Genomic DNA, 16878 nt, shown 5'->3' with positions numbered 1-16878 from the left:
ATTAATACTCGACTTTTAATAACTTAATTATATACTTATGAGGTAGTTTTTTTGAAAGATTTTATCATAAATATCCTTACTAAACATATATAACTGAGCAGGTCTTTTAGACACTCCAACTTGCTTTTCATCTAGAGCTATAATGTATTTTTTATTAATTAGTTTTCTTCTAAAATTTCTATTATCTATCTCTATTCCTAAAATAGATTCATACAAATCTTGTACATCATTAATCGTAAATTTATCAGGAAGTAATTTAAAAATTATTGGTTCAGATAAGCACTTAACCTTTAAATCCTCATAAGCTTCTTGTATGATTTTTTTATGATCAAATCCTAAATTAGGTAAGTTGTTTATAGGGAACCATGTTGCGTTATTCTTGTTGTTTTCTAAATTGACATCTTCTGTTTTTAATAAAAAATAATAGGCTACCGTGATTGTTCTAGCATTAAACTCTTCATTTTTAATCCATAGTAAGTCCTTTTCATTTGTTAAACGATCTGGATTGCCAAAGGCTTTAAATTGCTTTTTGTATTGATTGGTTAATCCTGTGAGCTCTTTTAAAACTCTTGTTGCTGTTTGATCTAAAGTTTCATGGGTATAAACATGGTAACCCGTTAAAACATGATCGTCAACTATAACGTTACCCTTAGATTCCAAATAACGTTCAATTAATAATACGTTTAAAGACTTCGTATTTATATCATAACCAAACACGACACAATCAACAGATATGTTCAATATTTTTTCTGACTTCATTTGATATTAATTTTAAAATAAAACTATTATTTTTTTATTAAGCGTCATATTTACATTAGCAATATTACTGTTTTTTATTGATATAATCCTAATTTAATTATCAATATAGTACACAAAATTAATAATTTAACATATATTTTTTCAAAATAATTAGGATTGTTACAATTTTTTACAATACATTTGAAAAACAAACGTAAATATGACGTTTATAAATACAGCATAATTTAATAGCTTTAAAAATGAAAAAACTCGTAAACATATTATTTGAGAATCATTTGAACCTTATTGTACGAAAACGATTTAGTTTAATTTCATCAATTTTAGTAATTGTTATGTTTACCTTTAGTCAACATACATTTGCTCAAACTGACGAAGTCGATAATGATTTAGATATTGAAAATGAACAAATTACTGAAGCGATTGATTCTCCTTTTACAATTAGTGCGCATTTAAAAAACATGCATACTTGGCATGGTTTCGTTGTTCATCCAGGAGCAATGATTGCTACGAGTTTAGAATATAATTCTAAAAATAAAAAATTCACTTTTGGTTTTTGGGGTGGCGCAAGTTTCTCTACTATAGATGTAAAAAATATTAATACTGGTGAGAACGAAAGTGCCTATTATAAGGAAGTTTCTATATATACAAAATATCGGTTTTCAGATAAATTCTTTATTGAAGCTGTAACACACAATAATTATACAGGTGTAGAAGAAAGAGGAGATGAGTTAAGTTACTGGAGTTACGATAAAACGCAAGGTTATAATTTTGTAGACCTAAATTTTGGTTACAATATTACACCAAACACCTTATTATATTTAGCAACGATTATAAACGGTGGTTCGGGTGATTACGAAATACAAGAAAATGGTGACTTAGAAAATTCTTGGACACACTATTTTGAAGTAAGCAGTAAGGTTTGGAAAAATAAAGACTCTAGCTTATCTCTATTTGCAGGAGGTGCTTGGTCATTTATAACAGATAAAACGTTTTATACACAAGGAGCAGGAAATATTATTAACGTAGGAGCTACTTATAATAAACAATTTGAAGTTCTTAAACATACCGTACCTGTAGATGTCACATTAATGTGGAATCCAGAACAAGAAAAAACAGTAATACAATTAGATGTTACCTTGTTTTAAAAGATAAAAAATAGGCATAACTTTAATAGCATTTTAATCATTAAACTTAAAATTATGAAAACAAAAACTTCATCATTCAATTTAAAAAAATTGTTTTTTCCCATACTATTGCTTTTGTTAGTTTTTAATTTTATTAGTTGTGCAGAACAATTAAACGATGTAGATGCTTCTTCTAAGTCTTCCGAAGACATTGGAGATGTTTTTAAAAGTAATATCGATTTATCAGGTAAAAAAATTGGCTATTGTTCGCCTTCACTAAATGCGCCTTATTATCAAGCATTATGGCAAAGTATAAAATCTACCACAGAGAAAAATGGCATGACATTTTTGTCGGCAGATGGTCAAGATGATATCAACAAACAAATTGCTGCGGTTGAAGATTTAATTACAAAAGGCGTGGATGCTTTATTATTAAACCCTAAAGATCCTGATGCTTTGGTTGGTGTCACTAAATTGGCAGAAGCTGCTGGCATACCTGTTTTTATTATTGATAGCTCTATTAGTCCTGAAGCAGAATTTGTAACGACCATACAATCTAACAATTTAGCGAATGGCGAATTAGCTGGAGAATGGCTAGCAAAAAAGTTTGGAAACAAACCCATGAATATCGCTTTATTAAGCGGTAATGCAGGAAATCCTGTTGGTCGTACTCGTAAACAAGGTTTATTACAAGGGATTACAGAAGAACAATTACGTACGCTTGGAAAGATTAACTTAAATGTAAAAACACAAGCCTATACCGAATGGTCTTATGCTGGTGGACTTAAAGCTATGGAAGATATTTTAGTAGCACATCCAGATGTTAATGTGGTTATTACTGAGTCTGATGTTTGTGTTTTAGGCGCTATTAAAGCAATTGCACAAGCAGGTAAAACCGATGATATTTTAATTGTTGCTGGAGCAGATGGACAAAAAGAAGCGATTAAATACATCATGGAAACCGATTTTTATGGTTGTACTGCTATGAATAGTCCTGTGCAAATTGGTAAAAATGCAGTGCAATATGCTGTAGAGTATATGAATGGTAAAACCGATTTTGATAAAAAATCATATACAGCACCTTTATTAATTACCAAAGAGAATGCTGCTAAATATTACAATCCAAACGCAATATTTTAATCCTGATAGATATGAAAAATGCAACAAGCGAATATCGTCTAGAAATGTCAGGAATTTCCAAAAGTTTTGGTGTTGTTTCTGTACTTAAAGATGTGAATTTAAAAGTAAAGTCTGGAGAAATTCATGCTTTATTAGGTGAAAATGGTGCTGGTAAATCTACTTTAATTAAAATATTAAGTGGTGTACACCAAAAAGATACTGGTACAGTAATTTTAGATGGCGAAGACATTACACCAAAAAACACACATGAAGGTCAGGTTTTAGGAATTAATGTAGTCTATCAAGAATTGTCTTTAGTGAATGATTTATCGGTTGCTGAAAATATTTATTTACACAAATTAGGTGCTAGTAAATCTTGGATGAACTGGAAAGGATTAATTCAAGATGCACAAGAATTATTAGATTCTTTAGACTTTAAAATTGATGCTTCTGCAAAAGTAAAAGACTTAAGTATTGTACAAAAACAAGTGGTTGAAATTGCTAAAGCTATATCAGAAGATACTAAAATTTTGGTTTTAGATGAACCTACAACGGTCTTCGATCCTAAAGATGTTAAAAAACTATTTCAAATTCTTTTCAGATTAAAAGAACAAGGTATTTCCATTATATACATATCGCATCATTTAGATGAAATTTTCAAAATAGCAGATACCGTTACGGTACTAAGAGATGGTGTAGATACAGGAAGTATGCCAATTTCTAAAACCGATAAAGATGGTGTGATTCACCTTATGATTGGTCGTGAGTTAAAAGATTTATATCCAAAAAGAGATATTAAAATAGGAGAGGTGCCCATCTTTCAAGTGAAAAATTTAACCGCTAAAGAAACCATGGTACATGATGTGTCTTTCAATGTAAAACCTGGTGAAGTATTAGGTATTGCTGGTTTAGGTGGAAGCGGAAGAACAGAAACTGCAAAATTAATTTTTGGTGCAGATAAAAAGAAATCTGGAACTTTAATTTTAGAAGGTAAAGAGATTAAAACAAACTCTCCTGTAGATGCTGCTGGTTATCAAATTGGTTTTGTTTCCGAAGATAGAAAAGAAGAAGGTGTGTTTTTACCGCTATCTATTAGAAGAAATATTAGTGTAACAAGTTTCAAGTCTATTTCTAGTAAACTAGGTTTTATAAATGTAGACAATGAATATAAAAAGGTATTGGGTTTAATTGAAAAGTTAAACATTAAAACACCAAATTCTGAGGTTAATGTAAAAAACTTGAGTGGTGGTAATCAGCAAAAAGTGGCATTAGCTAAATGGTTGAGTATTGATAGTAAAGTCATTTTTATTGATGAACCCACTAGAGGCGTAGATGTAGGTGCAAAAATTGAAATCTATAACCTTATCAATGAAGTCGCTAAAAAAGGCGTTGGTGTCGTGGTAATATCTTCAGATATGCCTGAGATTATGGGAATTTCAGATCGTATTCTCGTCATGCATGAAGGTACCATTTATGGCGAATTACAAAAAGAACAATTTTCAGAAGAAAACATTTTACGTTACTCTATTGGAGAACCTTTAAAACAAAATAACTAAACTAATTAAACATTAACGTTATGGCTTTAACATTAAAACAACAACTTAGTGCTCCTGGAGGCATATTAAAGTTCTTAGTCAAGTATAATACGATATTCATTTTCATATTATTAGTGATTTTTTCTGCACTAATTTCCGATGTGTTTTTCACTTCCGTAAACCTTTCTAACTTATTAAAACAAGTGTCTGGTATTGGTATCATTAGTATTGGTATGCTCATTGTCATTCTAACAGGTGGCATTGATCTATCTGTAGGGTCTATGGTAGCTTTATTAGCGGTTACTTTTGCTATTTTGGTCAATATTTTTGCTTTACCATTAGCTATTTTAATGACTATAGTAATTGGTTTCGGCTTAGGAAGTATTTCTGGATACCTCGTTGCCTATCAAAAAATGGCACCTTTTGTAGCCACTTTAGCCTTAATGACTATTGCTAGAGGATTAAGTTTTATCTACTCTAAAGGATCACCTGTTACGTTTACAACAGTTGGTGGTCAGTACATGTCTAACTTCGCAAATAATTCTACTTTAGGTATTCCAAACATTGCAATCGTATTTTTTATCATTGTCATTTGTACAATGGTTATGCTGCGTTATAACGTTTTTGGACGATTAATAATCGCTATTGGAAGTAACGAAGAAGCGTCGCGTTTATCCGGAATTAAAGTCAATAAATACAAATTTTTAGTCTATGCTATTTCTGGTGCTTTAGCTGCAACTGCAGCTATTATTGTAGCTTCTAGAACCAATTTAGGGTCTCCAAATATGGGAATGGCTTGGGAGTTAGATGCTATTGCTGCTGTGGTTATTGGTGGCGCAAGTTTAAATGGAGGAAAAGGAACGGCTATAAATACTTTAATGGGTGTACTTATTTTAGGATTAATAGGTAACATTTTAAACTTATTAAATGTGCCTTCGTATCCACAACAAGTGGTTAAAGGTGCTATCATCATATTCGCAGTATTATTACAAAGATTCGAAAGCAAATAAATATATATATATTCTGTAATGGAACACATAAAATTAAATAATAAAAACCTTTCTGCAATTGGAGAACGAATTGCGGTACCAACATACAACAGAGATACTATTAAAACAGGTATTGTACATGTTGGTATTGGCGGATTTCATAGAGCGCATGAAGCCTTTTATGCGGACCAATTATTACATGATGAAACCATAAAAGATTGGGGGATTTGTGGTGTGGCTTTATTAGATTTTGATACTAAAATCTATAACACACTAAAGGAGCAAGATGGTTTGTACACGTTAATTGTTAAAGAGTTAGATGGTACACATACCAAACGTGTTATTGGTGCAATAACAGAGTGCCTGTTTGCACCTGAAAGCCCAACAAAAGTCATTGAAAAAATGGCAAGTCCTGAGGTTAAAATCATCACTTTAACGATTACAGAAGGTGGTTATAATTATAATGAAGCCACTAAAACATTCGATTTTACAAATCCGTTAATTATTCATGATTTAGAAAATCCTGATGCACCAAAAACCATATTTGGTTACCTAACACAAGCTTTAAAATTAAGACAAGAACGCGGATTAAAAGGCATTACTATTCAGTCTTGCGATAATATTCAAGGTAATGGTCACATGACGCAAAATATGTTGTTAAGTTATGTGTCTAAAGCAGAACCTGGTTTAATGGATTGGATTAATGAAAATGTTTCTTTTCCAAATGCAATGGTAGACAGAATAACACCTGTAACTACAGCAGAAGATATTGCACATCTCAATGAAACGTCTGGTATTGATGATGCTTGGCCAGTAGTTTGCGAACCTTTTAAACAATGGGTTATTGAAGATAATTTTATTGCAGGAAGACCAGCTTGGGAAAACGTAGGAGCACAGTTTGTTGAAAACGTGGTGCCTTATGAGAAAATGAAACTAAGTTTATTAAATGCAGGACATTCAGTATTAGGGATTTTTGGAGCTTTAATGGGATATACTACCATTGATGAAGCAGTTAATAATCCAAATATCAGAACTTTTTTAAAGCAGTATATGGATGAAGAAGTGACACCAACGTTAGGAGATTTAGAAGGTGTCGATTTAGAGGCTTATAAACAATCGTTGTTGGAGCGCTTCGGAAATATTAATATTAAAGATCAAATAGATCGTATTTGTTCTGAAACTTCTGCAAAATATCCAATTTTTATTCTGCCAACCATTCAATCGCAAATAGCAAATAATAGTGCTATAAAATTAGCCGCATTTGTAACAGCTGCTTGGGCAATTTATAGTTTGGGTACTAATGAAAATGGAGACGCTTTAAATATAAAAGATGCTTTAAAACAAGAATTACACGAAAAAGCAAATGAAGCAAAACAGAATCCAACTGCCTTTTTAGAGTTAGAGAGCGTTTTTGGTTCATTAAAACATAATCCTGTGTTTTCTAAAGCATTTGTAAATGCATATGGAGACATTACAAATACGAACATTGAAGATAATTTGAAAAGTATTAACAGTGCTCATTAAAATGAAATTAGTATGAAAAATATAGTATGTTTTGGAGAAGTATTATGGGATGTTTTTCCTACACACAAAAAAATTGGAGGCGCACCTTTAAATGTTGCCTTACGTTTAAGGTCTTTAGGTAATAATATATCTTTAATTAGTAAAGTTGGAAGTGATGCGAATGGAAGGAATATTGTTTTTCATGTTGTAGATCATGATATAAATACTGAGAGTTTACAAATTGATAATACAACAAAAACGGGAGTCGTAGAAGTAACACTTGATCATACTGGTTCTGCTTCTTATGTTATAGAAACTCCTGTAGCTTGGGATAATATTGAATTAACTGAAACAGCAATAAAAGCTACCCAAAATGCAGATGCATTCATTTATGGAAGCTTAGTGACTAGAAACTCTATCTCTAAACAAACATTATACACGCTTTTAAATTCGGCTAAATATAAAATTTTTGATGTTAATCTTAGAGCTCCTTTTTATGCTACGGAAATTTTAAATCACTTAATGTTAGAGGCAGATTTTATAAAATTCAATGATGATGAAATTTTTGAAATATGTCAGACGCTAGGCTTCAATTCACAAATTATAGAAGAAAATATAAAATTTATAGCCGATCGAACAAAAACAAAATCAATCTGTGTTACTAAAGGTAGTAAAGGAGCTGTTTTATACGTTGATGGTGGATTTTATTGGAATTCCGGATACACAGTAAAAGTCATTGATACTGTTGGTGCTGGAGATTCATTTTTAGCAACATTAATACATATGATATTAAAAGAAAATACGCCTCAAGAAGCTTTAGACTATGCTTGTGCTGTTGGCGCTTTAGTAGCAGGCAGTGAGGGAGCAAATCCTGAAATTCATAAAAAAGATATAGCTAGATTCCTTAAACCTAATTATTGAATTTAACTGTTGATTAGTAGCGATTAAAAGCTTTGTGTTTTCACAAAGCTTTTTTTTTAACGATAAGTTGAGATATCATTCAATGTTGCAACATATACTGTTTCTTTAAAATAATAGAAAATCTCATCGATAAATTTCCTCGTTTCGTATAGTCAAAAACCTCAAACGTCTATTGCGTTATTATAAAAGTGCGTTTAGTTTCACCTTTGAAGTGTAAAACAAAAACACCTTTAAAATGAAATTATATTTAATTCTTGGAAGTCTGCTATTTACGCAACTATCAGTAGCACAAGACAGTTCAACAAAAATATGGTCGCTACAAGACTGTATAGATTATGCTATAGAACATAACATTACTGTTAAAGAAGCTACTCTAGATAAAAACCTTGCAGAAGTTGATTATAGTAAGGCTAAATCATCAAGACTGCCTAACTTATTTGGTAGTGCATCTCAAAATTTTTCTAACGGTAGTACAATTGATCCAATTACTAGTGATTTTATAAACGATCAAATCCATAGCACTAACGTTGGTGTTAATAGTTCTGTAACCTTATTTCAAGGAAATCAAATTAGTAATCAAATAAAACAAAATAAACTGCTTTTAGAACAAAGTGCTTTTCAAGAAGAGGTTGAAAAAAATAATATTGTTTTGAGTATTCTTGAAGTGTATTTACAAACGCTTTATAGTAAAGAAAGTATCACAATAGCCGAAAATAATGTTGAAGCTTCAGAAAAAGAAGTACAACGTGCTAAGGCTAGATTAGACGCAGGCACCATCGCATTAAGTGATTACACTGAAGCTCAAAGTCAAGCTGCTACAAACAAATACACCGTTATTACTGCAAAAAATGATTATCAGCAATATATCATTCAATTAAAACAACTCTTAGAGTTATCTCCTTTAGAAAACATCCAAATTGAACCTATAGATGAAAATATGGATCTGTTAAATATAGAATTAGATAAAAATGAGGTTTATAATAATGCGCTTATGTTTTTACCTGAAGTTAAAGCTAGTCAATTAAACATTGTAGCAAATGAAAAAGAATTGGATATAGCAAAAGGTGGTTTTTTACCAACCTTAGAATTAACTGGTAGTGTAGGTTCAGGATACACAAGTGTAAGTAATAATACATTTTCCGATCAGTTTGATGTTAATTTTAATCAAAGATTAGGACTAAGCTTAACCATTCCTATTTTCAACAGAAATCAAACAAAAGCTGCCGTACAAACAGCAACGATAAACATTGAAAAAGCTGAAATTCAAAAGCAAACTACAGAAAAAGATGTGTATAAAAAAATAGAAACAACATATCAAAATGCAGTATCTGCACAAGAACAAGTTATAGCATCTGAAGCTTCAAAAAATGCCGCAGAACAAAGTTATAACCTAGCACAAAAAAAATATGAACTTGGTGATTTAAGCACAACCGACTTGGTTATTAGTCAAAATACATTTACAAATGCTCAGCAAAATTATTTACAGTCTAAATACTTAAACATTTTATACCACGAGTTATTACAATTTTACCAAGGAAACGACATCAAACTTTAATATAAATAAGCATGAACCTTCCATAACTAAATTTCGATACTAATGAAATTATTACAGGAAGTGCCATGTGAGAGATAAATAACATTAAATACAAACACACATGAAAAATAAAAAGTCAATAATCATTATAAGCATTGTACTCTTTGCATTAGCTGTTGGAATTTTCAGTTTTATAAAAGGAGACGATGCCATAATTATCGAAGCTAAAACTGTTGCAGCAAAAACAGCAAACGTAACTACTTTAGTTACTGCAACCGGAACGATTGAACCAATTAACCAAGTTGATGTTGGTACGCAAGTGTCTGGTGTTGTAGAGAAAATTTATGTAGCTTATAACAGCGAAGTTAAAGAAGGCCAGCTTATTGCCGAGTTAGACAAAACAAACTTGCAAGCCGCTTTAACACAAGCTCAAGCATCTTATGATAATGCCGTGAGCCAAAGAAATTACACAAAAACGATTTTTGATAGACAACAGACGTTATACGATAATCAAGTAATTAGTCGATCAGATTTTGATGATGCAGATTACAATTACCAAACTGCCAAAGGAACTGTGACACAGCGTTTATCAGACTTACAATCGGCTAGAACTAATTTAGGTTATGCTAATATTTACTCGCCAATTGATGGTGTTGTGTTATCTAGAGATATTGATGAAGGACAAACTGTTGCAGCAAGTTACAGTACACCAACGTTATTTACAATTGCTCAAGATTTAAAAGAAATGCAAGTTGAGGCAGATGTTGATGAGGCAGATATTGGACAAGTAAAAGAAGGTCAGCGTGTAGAATTTACAGTGGATGCTTACATAGACGAAACGTTTAACGGTGTTATAACACAAGTGCGTTTAGACCCAACTGTAACATCTAATGTGGTAACCTATACTGTTGTTGTTAAAGCAGAAAATGAAGATTTAAAACTAAAACCAGGATTAACAGCAACGATTTCAATTTTTACATTAGAATTAAATGATGTGTTAACTGCGGAAGCAAAAGCCATAAACTTTAATCCAGAAGCTGAAATATTAACGACATACAATACACATCACAACTTGTCAAGCAATACCAGTTTACCTTCTGAAAAAGAAACAACACTTTGGGTGTTAGGAAAAGATAAAAGTATTACACCTAAAACAGTAACGTTAGGCGCTAGTGATGGTGTAAATGTTCAGGTTTTAAGCGGAATTAATCAAGGCGATGAATTGGTATACAGTTTAAATGGTATTGCAAAATCTGAAGCTTCAGGTTCAAGAAATTCGCAATCCGGATCTAACGAAAGTCCGTTTATGCCAAAACGACCTGGAAAAAAATAAGAGACCATGACTAAAGAAATAATTAAAATACAAGATTTAAAACGTGAGTTTACCATGGGAACCGAAACGGTTCATGCGCTAAAAGGTATTTCATTCGATATAAAAGAAGGTGAATTCGTTACTATAATGGGTTCTAGTGGCTCTGGTAAAAGTACCATGCTAAATATTTTAGGTTGTTTAGATCAACCAACATCTGGTGCTTACGAAATTGATGGCGTAAGTGTTAAAGATTTAAACCGAAATGAATTAGCAACCATAAGAAACGAAAAAATAGGATTCATTTTTCAATCGTATAATCTATTAGCAAGAACTTCGGCTATCGAAAACGTAGAATTGCCATTGCTTTATAACAGTAAAGTGTCTACAGAAGAACGTCGTGAACGTGCTATAAAAGCCTTAAAAATGGTTGGTTTGGGAGAGCGGTTGCATCATACACCATCGCAACTTTCAGGAGGACAACAGCAACGTGTGGCTATTGCCAGGTCGTTAGTTAATAATCCAGTAATGATTCTTGCCGATGAAGCTACTGGAAACTTAGATACCAGAACATCTTACGAAATAATGTCACTGTTTCAAGAGCTTAACAAAAAAGGAATTACAATTACCTTCGTGACACACGAGCCAGATATAGCAACCTTTAGCAGCAGAACTGTAGTATTAAAAGATGGAGAAATTATGCAAGATTATTTAAACCATAATGTACAATCTGCAGCAAACGAATTAGCGAAATTACCTAAACAAGATGAGTAATGATGAAATGCCATTTCAAAATTTCAATATAAACTTTTACGTAATTACGACATTCCAATTGACTTTAAAAAAATAATAAAAATAAAGAGATGAGACTATTAAATTTATTTAAAATCGCATTTAAGGCAATCGTTCTTAATAAAACAAGAACGTTGTTAACGATGTTAGGCATCATTATTGGTGTGGCTTCAGTAATTGCTATGTTGGCTATTGGTGAAGGTTCTAAAGAAAGTATTAGAACAACAATCTCATCAATGGGCTCTAATATGATTACCATTAGACCAGGAGCAGACAATAGTGGCCCAGCAAGAGGTAGTGGTGGCAATGTGCAAACATTAATATTAGAGGATTATAATGAAATTAAAAAACAAGCATCGTTATTAAGTTATATTACGCCTGTTGTTAATGGTGGCGGACAAGTAATTAATGGCGCCAATAACTGGCCTTCTACCATTTATGGTGTTAATCCTGAGTATTTAAATATTAAAGCCGTGGGTTTACAAAGTGGTAGTATGTTTACTGACGCTGAAGTTAAATCTGCCGCTAAAGTCGCTTTAATAGGTGGAACTGTAGTAGAGAATGTATTTCCAGATGGGCAAGAACCAGTTGGACAAATGATTCGATTTAATAATATTCCATTTAAAGTTATTGGAGTTTTAGAAGAGAAAGGTGAGAACACCTTTGGCCAAGATCAAGATGATGTAGTAATTGCGCCTTACACCACAGTACAAAAACGTATTTTAGCTATCGATTATTTAAACCAAATTATGGCTTCGGCAATTAGTGAAGATGAGGCTTCTGAAGCGGTTACACAGGTGACTGATGTGTTGCGTTCTCAACATAAATTAATAGAATCTGAAGACGACGATTTTACAGTACGTTCTATGGAAGAATTAATTTCTACGTTTAGTTCAACTAGCGAAATGTTAACTGTGCTATTAGTAGCAGTTGCCAGTATATCCCTTTTAATTGGAGGTATTGGTATAATGAATATTATGTACGTTTCTGTAAAAGAACGAACTAAGGAAATTGGTTTGCGTATGGCTGTTGGTGCAAAGGGAACAGATATATTAATGCAGTTTTTAATTGAAGCCATTTTAATAAGTGTAACAGGAGGATTGCTTGGCGTCATTTTAGGGCTTGGAGCTACCGTTTTTATTGAAAATTTCTTAAATTGGCCTACAAGTGTAGCCTTGTATTCAATTGTAATTTCGTTTGCAGTTTGTGCAGTGACAGGAATATTTTTTGGATGGTATCCTGCAAGAAAAGCTTCAGCTTTAGATCCAATAACTGCTTTACGTTACGAATAAAACACTCATGATTAAAAATAAAAATATAACATTACTATCTCATATTTTAGTTTGGTTTGTGCTGTTTAGTATGCCATACTTATTATCTTACGGTCAAGAGCAAGATATAAATAGAGTTATTATTCATTTTTGGATTCCGTTAATGTTATCGGCCATTTTGTTTTATCTCAATTACTTTGTGTTAATAGACAAATTTCTATTCACAAAAAAAACAATTTGGTTTGTAGGTGTTAATTTGATTTGCATAGCGTTATTCATTTATTTTAAAGAAACAGTTGAAGGCGCTTTTTTTCAGGATATAGCTAAAAAACGATCAAATAGTAGAGGTAGTTCTGGTCCACCATTTAAGATGTTTATTTATGTTCAAATGGTATCTTATATGGCGCCTTTATTGTTTTCAATTGCAGTAAAAACAACAAAACGTTGGGTAAAAACAGAAGCTGAACGTAAAGAAGCTGCTAATTTTAAATTACAGTCAGAATTGCAACATTTGCATTATCAATTACAACCACATTTCTTTTTCAATTCTTTGAATAATATTTATGCTATGGTTGATATTTCACCAGATCAAGCCAAAACGTCAATACATAGTTTAAGCAAATTGATGCGTTACATGTTATATGAAACAAGCGAAGAAGCAATTGCTTTAACCAAGGAAATTGATTTTATGAAAAAATATATCGAGCTTATGAAGCTTCGTGTGTCTGACAAAACAGTTGTTAATTATTGTTTTCCTTCAGCAGAAACGGGAATTAAAATTGCACCTTTATTATTTATTTCATTAATTGAAAACGCTTTCAAGCATGGTGTTTCAGCTAGTAAAGCAAGTACTATCGATATTAACATGACTTGCGATAATCAAACGGTTGTGTTTACTATCGAAAATCATAATTTTCCGAAGAAAAACGAAGATAAAAGTGGTTCAGGAATAGGACTTCCTAATATCATTAAACGATTAGAGTTACTGTACCCAAACAAAAACAGTTTTAAAACCTTTGTGAAGGAATCGCGTTTTGTAGCGCAATTAGAAATAGAAACTAAATAAATTATGAGTAATGATAAAATAACCTGTGCTATTGTAGATGATGAGCCTATGGCTTTAAATTTAGTAGAAAGTTATGTTGAAAAAACACCTTTTTTAGAACTAAAGCAAAAATGTAGTAGTGCTATTGAAGCTATGGAGATTATTAATAACGAACCTGTAGATCTCTTGTTTTTAGATATTCAAATGCCAGATTTAACAGGTATTGAATTTTCTAAAATGCTCCCAAAAAATACAAGAGTGATTTTTACTACAGCTTTTGACCATTATGCCTTAGAGGGTTTTAAAGTGGAAGCCATAGATTATTTATTAAAACCTTTTGATTATGCTGAGTTTTTAACCGCTGCAAATAAAGCAAATTCTTGGTTTGAATTAAAAAGAGGAACTAAGAAACATAACATTTCCGAAGAAAAAGATTTTCTTTTTGTAAAATCTGAATACAAGCAATTGCGTATAAAATTAGCTGATGTGTTGTATTTTGAAGGTTTAAAAGATTATATAAAAATTTGGTTAAAAGATAACCCTAAAGCGATTCTAACTTTAATGAGTTTAAAATCTTTAGAAGAAGAATTACCAAATTCTCAATTTATGCGTGTACATCGTTCATTTATTGTAGCTCTAAAAAACATTGATGTGATTGAGCGTAGCCAAATTATAATAAATAAGCAACGTATCACAGTTTCTGAACAGTATAAATCTAAATTTTTAGAATACATCAATAATAATTCATTGCATTAGTTACAGTTTGTAGTTCTACTTTAAAAATCTTATCGATAAAATCTTTTAGTTTGTAGACGTCATATTGCCAAACTTCTATTTGCTTTTTTTTAGCCTAACGATACTTATATCTTTATGGTATCAATATTTAAATATTCTAAATATTGTGAGATAACGTTTAATTAAAAGCATTAGAAATCATGAAAACATTCTTAAAAACAGTTGTATTACCATCATTTTTTGTGATTGCATTTTCAACTCAAGTTATAGGTCAAACTCGAAGAAATACAACTAAGAAAGATAAAGTCAAAGCGACAACCACGTATACTACTAAACGTACTGCTGCAGTAAAGACAACTGGAAATAACAATAGAATATCTCATTCTAAAGTAACATATAAAACACCTAAAAAGAAAGTTATTTCAGTTAGAAATGTGCCAAATAGAACAGTTATTAGCCATAAAGGACAAAACTATTATTACGCAAATAACACGTATTATACACAATCTAGAGGTCATTATGTTGCGATTCCTCCAAAGGTCGGATTTAGAATAAATACGTTACCAGTAAAACATAATAGAGTACACTTTAATAACCATGATTATTATAATGCAGGAGGTATATTTTATATTCAAATAAATAATCAATATGAAGTTGTAGAGCCAAAGGTTGGTACCATCGTTTATGAGTTGCCCAATGATTATGAAAAAGTAGTTATAGATGGACAAACTTATTATGAATTTGCTAATATACTTTATGAAAAAGTGCAGATTGATGGTACAAGAGCTTATGAAGTTGTTGGTATCATTGACATAGAATAATTTTAAAATGATTTGATTGATTGTTGATTAGTGAAAGAGGAGGAAAGCTGTAATGGTTCTCTTCCTCTTTATTGTGCAGGACTTCAATAAGATCAATACACTACTGTTAATTTAGCATAATATTCTGGTAATATTGATGTTTTAAAAATGGCATTGTGTACTTATATTGAGTCAAACAATATTAAATGAAACATAAAGTAATTGATTCGTGTAATCGCTAAAAAGAAACATTTAATATGAACAGTTTATGTAAAGCTCCAGTGCCACCTGGAGCTTTAATTTTATAGCTATTCTGCTTGATTCCATGTTGTTTTGATAAACTCTAAATCGGCTTTCATAAATTTAAACACCTGTTTTTTATCCATAGTTATTTTAGAATGTCCTTTTTCTGCACCTCCTAATTCATACTCGGTGTGTAAAGATACAGGTACATTAATCTTGTATTTTTTAAGTAATGAAAAATAGGTGTTAAAGTCAACCATACCTTCTCCTAAAGGTACATTAATAAGTTGCCATTTACCATTTACAATTCCCCATTTAAAATCTTTAATTACAATGGAGTTAATAAATGGTTTTATACGACGTAATGCTAATGGCCAACTTTCTCCTCCTTCAACTACGGCATGTCTAATATCATATTGGCAACCCATATATTTACCCTTTGTGACTTCTAAAATAGTAACGAGATCCCAAATTGGAGCTCCAACATGCTGTCCTGCATGATTTTGGTATCCACCAATGAGTTCAAGTTTTTCATTAAGCTGTTCTAGTGCTTTTGCTTGATTTCCAAATATTATTTGACTTTCATTAATCGATTTGTCTTCAGGATATTTTAACCAATCTGTACGATAATGGGTAAAACCTAATGCACTTGCAGTTTCTAATACCGTTTGATTTGTAGAGTCATTAGCATCCCAAACATTGGTAGACATCATTTTTGGGTTAAGGCCATAAGTTTTCATGGCATCTACCGCTTTAGGTAAGTTGTCAATCACAAGTTCTGGTAATACGTGGCCTTTTCGTCGTACTGTTAAATCAAGTCCATCAAAACCCATTTCGGCTGCTGCTGCAGACATCTCTTTATAATCTAAAAACTGTAAATGTTTAGAAAATAGGTGAACCTTAAGCTTTTCCGAAGGTATCATGCCCTTGATGTTTAATTCATTTTGAAATGATGACAATGGTACACTAGCTAAACCCATTGCTGATAGTTTGGCAAATTCTCGTCTAGAATAAAACTTTACCTGTTTACCCATACTATTAATTGCTTAATACATTAGTAGTTTGGTATGTAAGATAATTAATTTGACGAAATTTTGATAATTAAGGTTAGCATTTAAATATCATTTGGGTCATAAAGTGCTAATATTCAATAAAAAGTATAATAATTTATCAGTTAATTTTTGTGTTGGCTTTATAGC

Annotated in this window: 15 protein-coding genes; 13 read left to right on the top strand and 2 right to left on the bottom strand. The window is 31.6% G+C overall.

Going from position 1 to position 16878, the window contains the following annotated elements; all coding sequences use genetic code 11:
• Positions 1–27: 27 nt before the first annotated feature.
• Entirely contained in the window at positions 28–759 is a 732-nt protein-coding gene (locus TD29_RS14950; protein WP_040281749.1) for an NUDIX hydrolase, read from the bottom strand.
• A gap of 239 nt (positions 760–998) precedes the next feature.
• Here TD29_RS14950 and TD29_RS14945 point away from each other — a divergent pair, with 239 nt between their 5' ends.
• From TD29_RS14945 to TD29_RS14885, 13 genes are all read left to right on the top strand, one after another.
• Positions 999–1904 carry a hypothetical protein gene (locus tag TD29_RS14945; RefSeq protein ID WP_241485288.1) on the top strand — a complete coding sequence of 302 codons (906 nt, stop codon included), beginning with the start codon at positions 999–1001 and terminating at the stop codon, positions 1902–1904.
• Positions 1905–1958: 54 nt separating this feature from the next.
• Complete coding sequence (locus TD29_RS14940; protein ID WP_040281747.1) at positions 1959–3023, top strand: substrate-binding domain-containing protein; 1065 nt, start codon at positions 1959–1961, stop codon at positions 3021–3023.
• An 11-nt stretch (positions 3024–3034) separates the two neighbouring features.
• Positions 3035–4558, top strand: a complete 1524-nt coding sequence (locus TD29_RS14935) for a sugar ABC transporter ATP-binding protein (RefSeq protein WP_040281745.1) — start codon at positions 3035–3037, stop codon at positions 4556–4558.
• 20 nt (positions 4559–4578) lie between these two features.
• Positions 4579–5547 carry an ABC transporter permease gene (locus TD29_RS14930; RefSeq protein WP_040281743.1) on the top strand — a complete coding sequence of 323 codons (969 nt, stop codon included), beginning with the start codon at positions 4579–4581 and terminating at the stop codon, positions 5545–5547.
• Between the two features lie 18 nt (positions 5548–5565).
• On the top strand, positions 5566–7050 hold the full coding sequence (locus TD29_RS14925) for a mannitol dehydrogenase family protein (RefSeq protein ID WP_040281742.1): 1485 nt from the start codon (positions 5566–5568) through the stop codon (positions 7048–7050).
• Positions 7051–7062: 12 nt separating this feature from the next.
• Positions 7063–7950 carry a carbohydrate kinase family protein gene (locus TD29_RS14920; protein ID WP_040281740.1) on the top strand — a complete coding sequence of 296 codons (888 nt, stop codon included), beginning with the start codon at positions 7063–7065 and terminating at the stop codon, positions 7948–7950.
• Between the two features lie 235 nt (positions 7951–8185).
• Positions 8186–9505 carry a TolC family protein gene (locus TD29_RS14915; RefSeq protein ID WP_040281738.1) on the top strand — a complete coding sequence of 440 codons (1320 nt, stop codon included), beginning with the start codon at positions 8186–8188 and terminating at the stop codon, positions 9503–9505.
• A gap of 100 nt (positions 9506–9605) precedes the next feature.
• Positions 9606–10817, top strand: a complete 1212-nt coding sequence (locus tag TD29_RS14910; RefSeq protein WP_040281736.1) for an efflux RND transporter periplasmic adaptor subunit — start codon at positions 9606–9608, stop codon at positions 10815–10817.
• A 6-nt stretch (positions 10818–10823) separates the two neighbouring features.
• A complete protein-coding gene (locus tag TD29_RS14905) occupies positions 10824–11567 on the top strand; it encodes an ABC transporter ATP-binding protein (protein WP_040281734.1) in 744 nt (247 codons plus the stop codon).
• A gap of 89 nt (positions 11568–11656) precedes the next feature.
• Complete coding sequence (locus tag TD29_RS14900) at positions 11657–12877, top strand: ABC transporter permease (protein ID WP_040281732.1); 1221 nt, start codon at positions 11657–11659, stop codon at positions 12875–12877.
• A gap of 7 nt (positions 12878–12884) precedes the next feature.
• Positions 12885–13922: a sensor histidine kinase gene (locus TD29_RS14895; RefSeq protein ID WP_052467139.1), complete on the top strand. Its 1038-nt coding sequence runs from the start codon at positions 12885–12887 to the stop codon at positions 13920–13922.
• Positions 13923–13925: 3 nt separating this feature from the next.
• Positions 13926–14657, top strand: a complete 732-nt coding sequence (locus TD29_RS14890; RefSeq protein ID WP_040281730.1) for a LytR/AlgR family response regulator transcription factor — start codon at positions 13926–13928, stop codon at positions 14655–14657.
• Positions 14658–14836: 179 nt separating this feature from the next.
• Positions 14837–15457: a DUF6515 family protein gene (locus TD29_RS14885; RefSeq protein WP_040281728.1), complete on the top strand. Its 621-nt coding sequence runs from the start codon at positions 14837–14839 to the stop codon at positions 15455–15457.
• A 287-nt stretch (positions 15458–15744) separates the two neighbouring features.
• Here TD29_RS14885 and TD29_RS14880 read toward each other — a convergent pair whose 3' ends face one another.
• Positions 15745–16713 (bottom strand): sugar phosphate isomerase/epimerase family protein, encoded by a 969-nt coding sequence (locus tag TD29_RS14880; protein WP_040281726.1) that lies wholly within the window; start codon positions 16711–16713, stop codon positions 15745–15747.
• Positions 16714–16878: the final 165 nt, after the last annotated feature.

Origin of the sequence: Psychroserpens damuponensis (assembly GCF_000826655.1) — a bacterium.
GTDB classification, from domain to species: Bacteria; Bacteroidota; Bacteroidia; order Flavobacteriales; family Flavobacteriaceae; genus Psychroserpens; species Psychroserpens damuponensis.
Note: the sequence above shows the minus strand (reverse complement) of the source record. Positions and strands in the feature narration are given on the sequence as shown.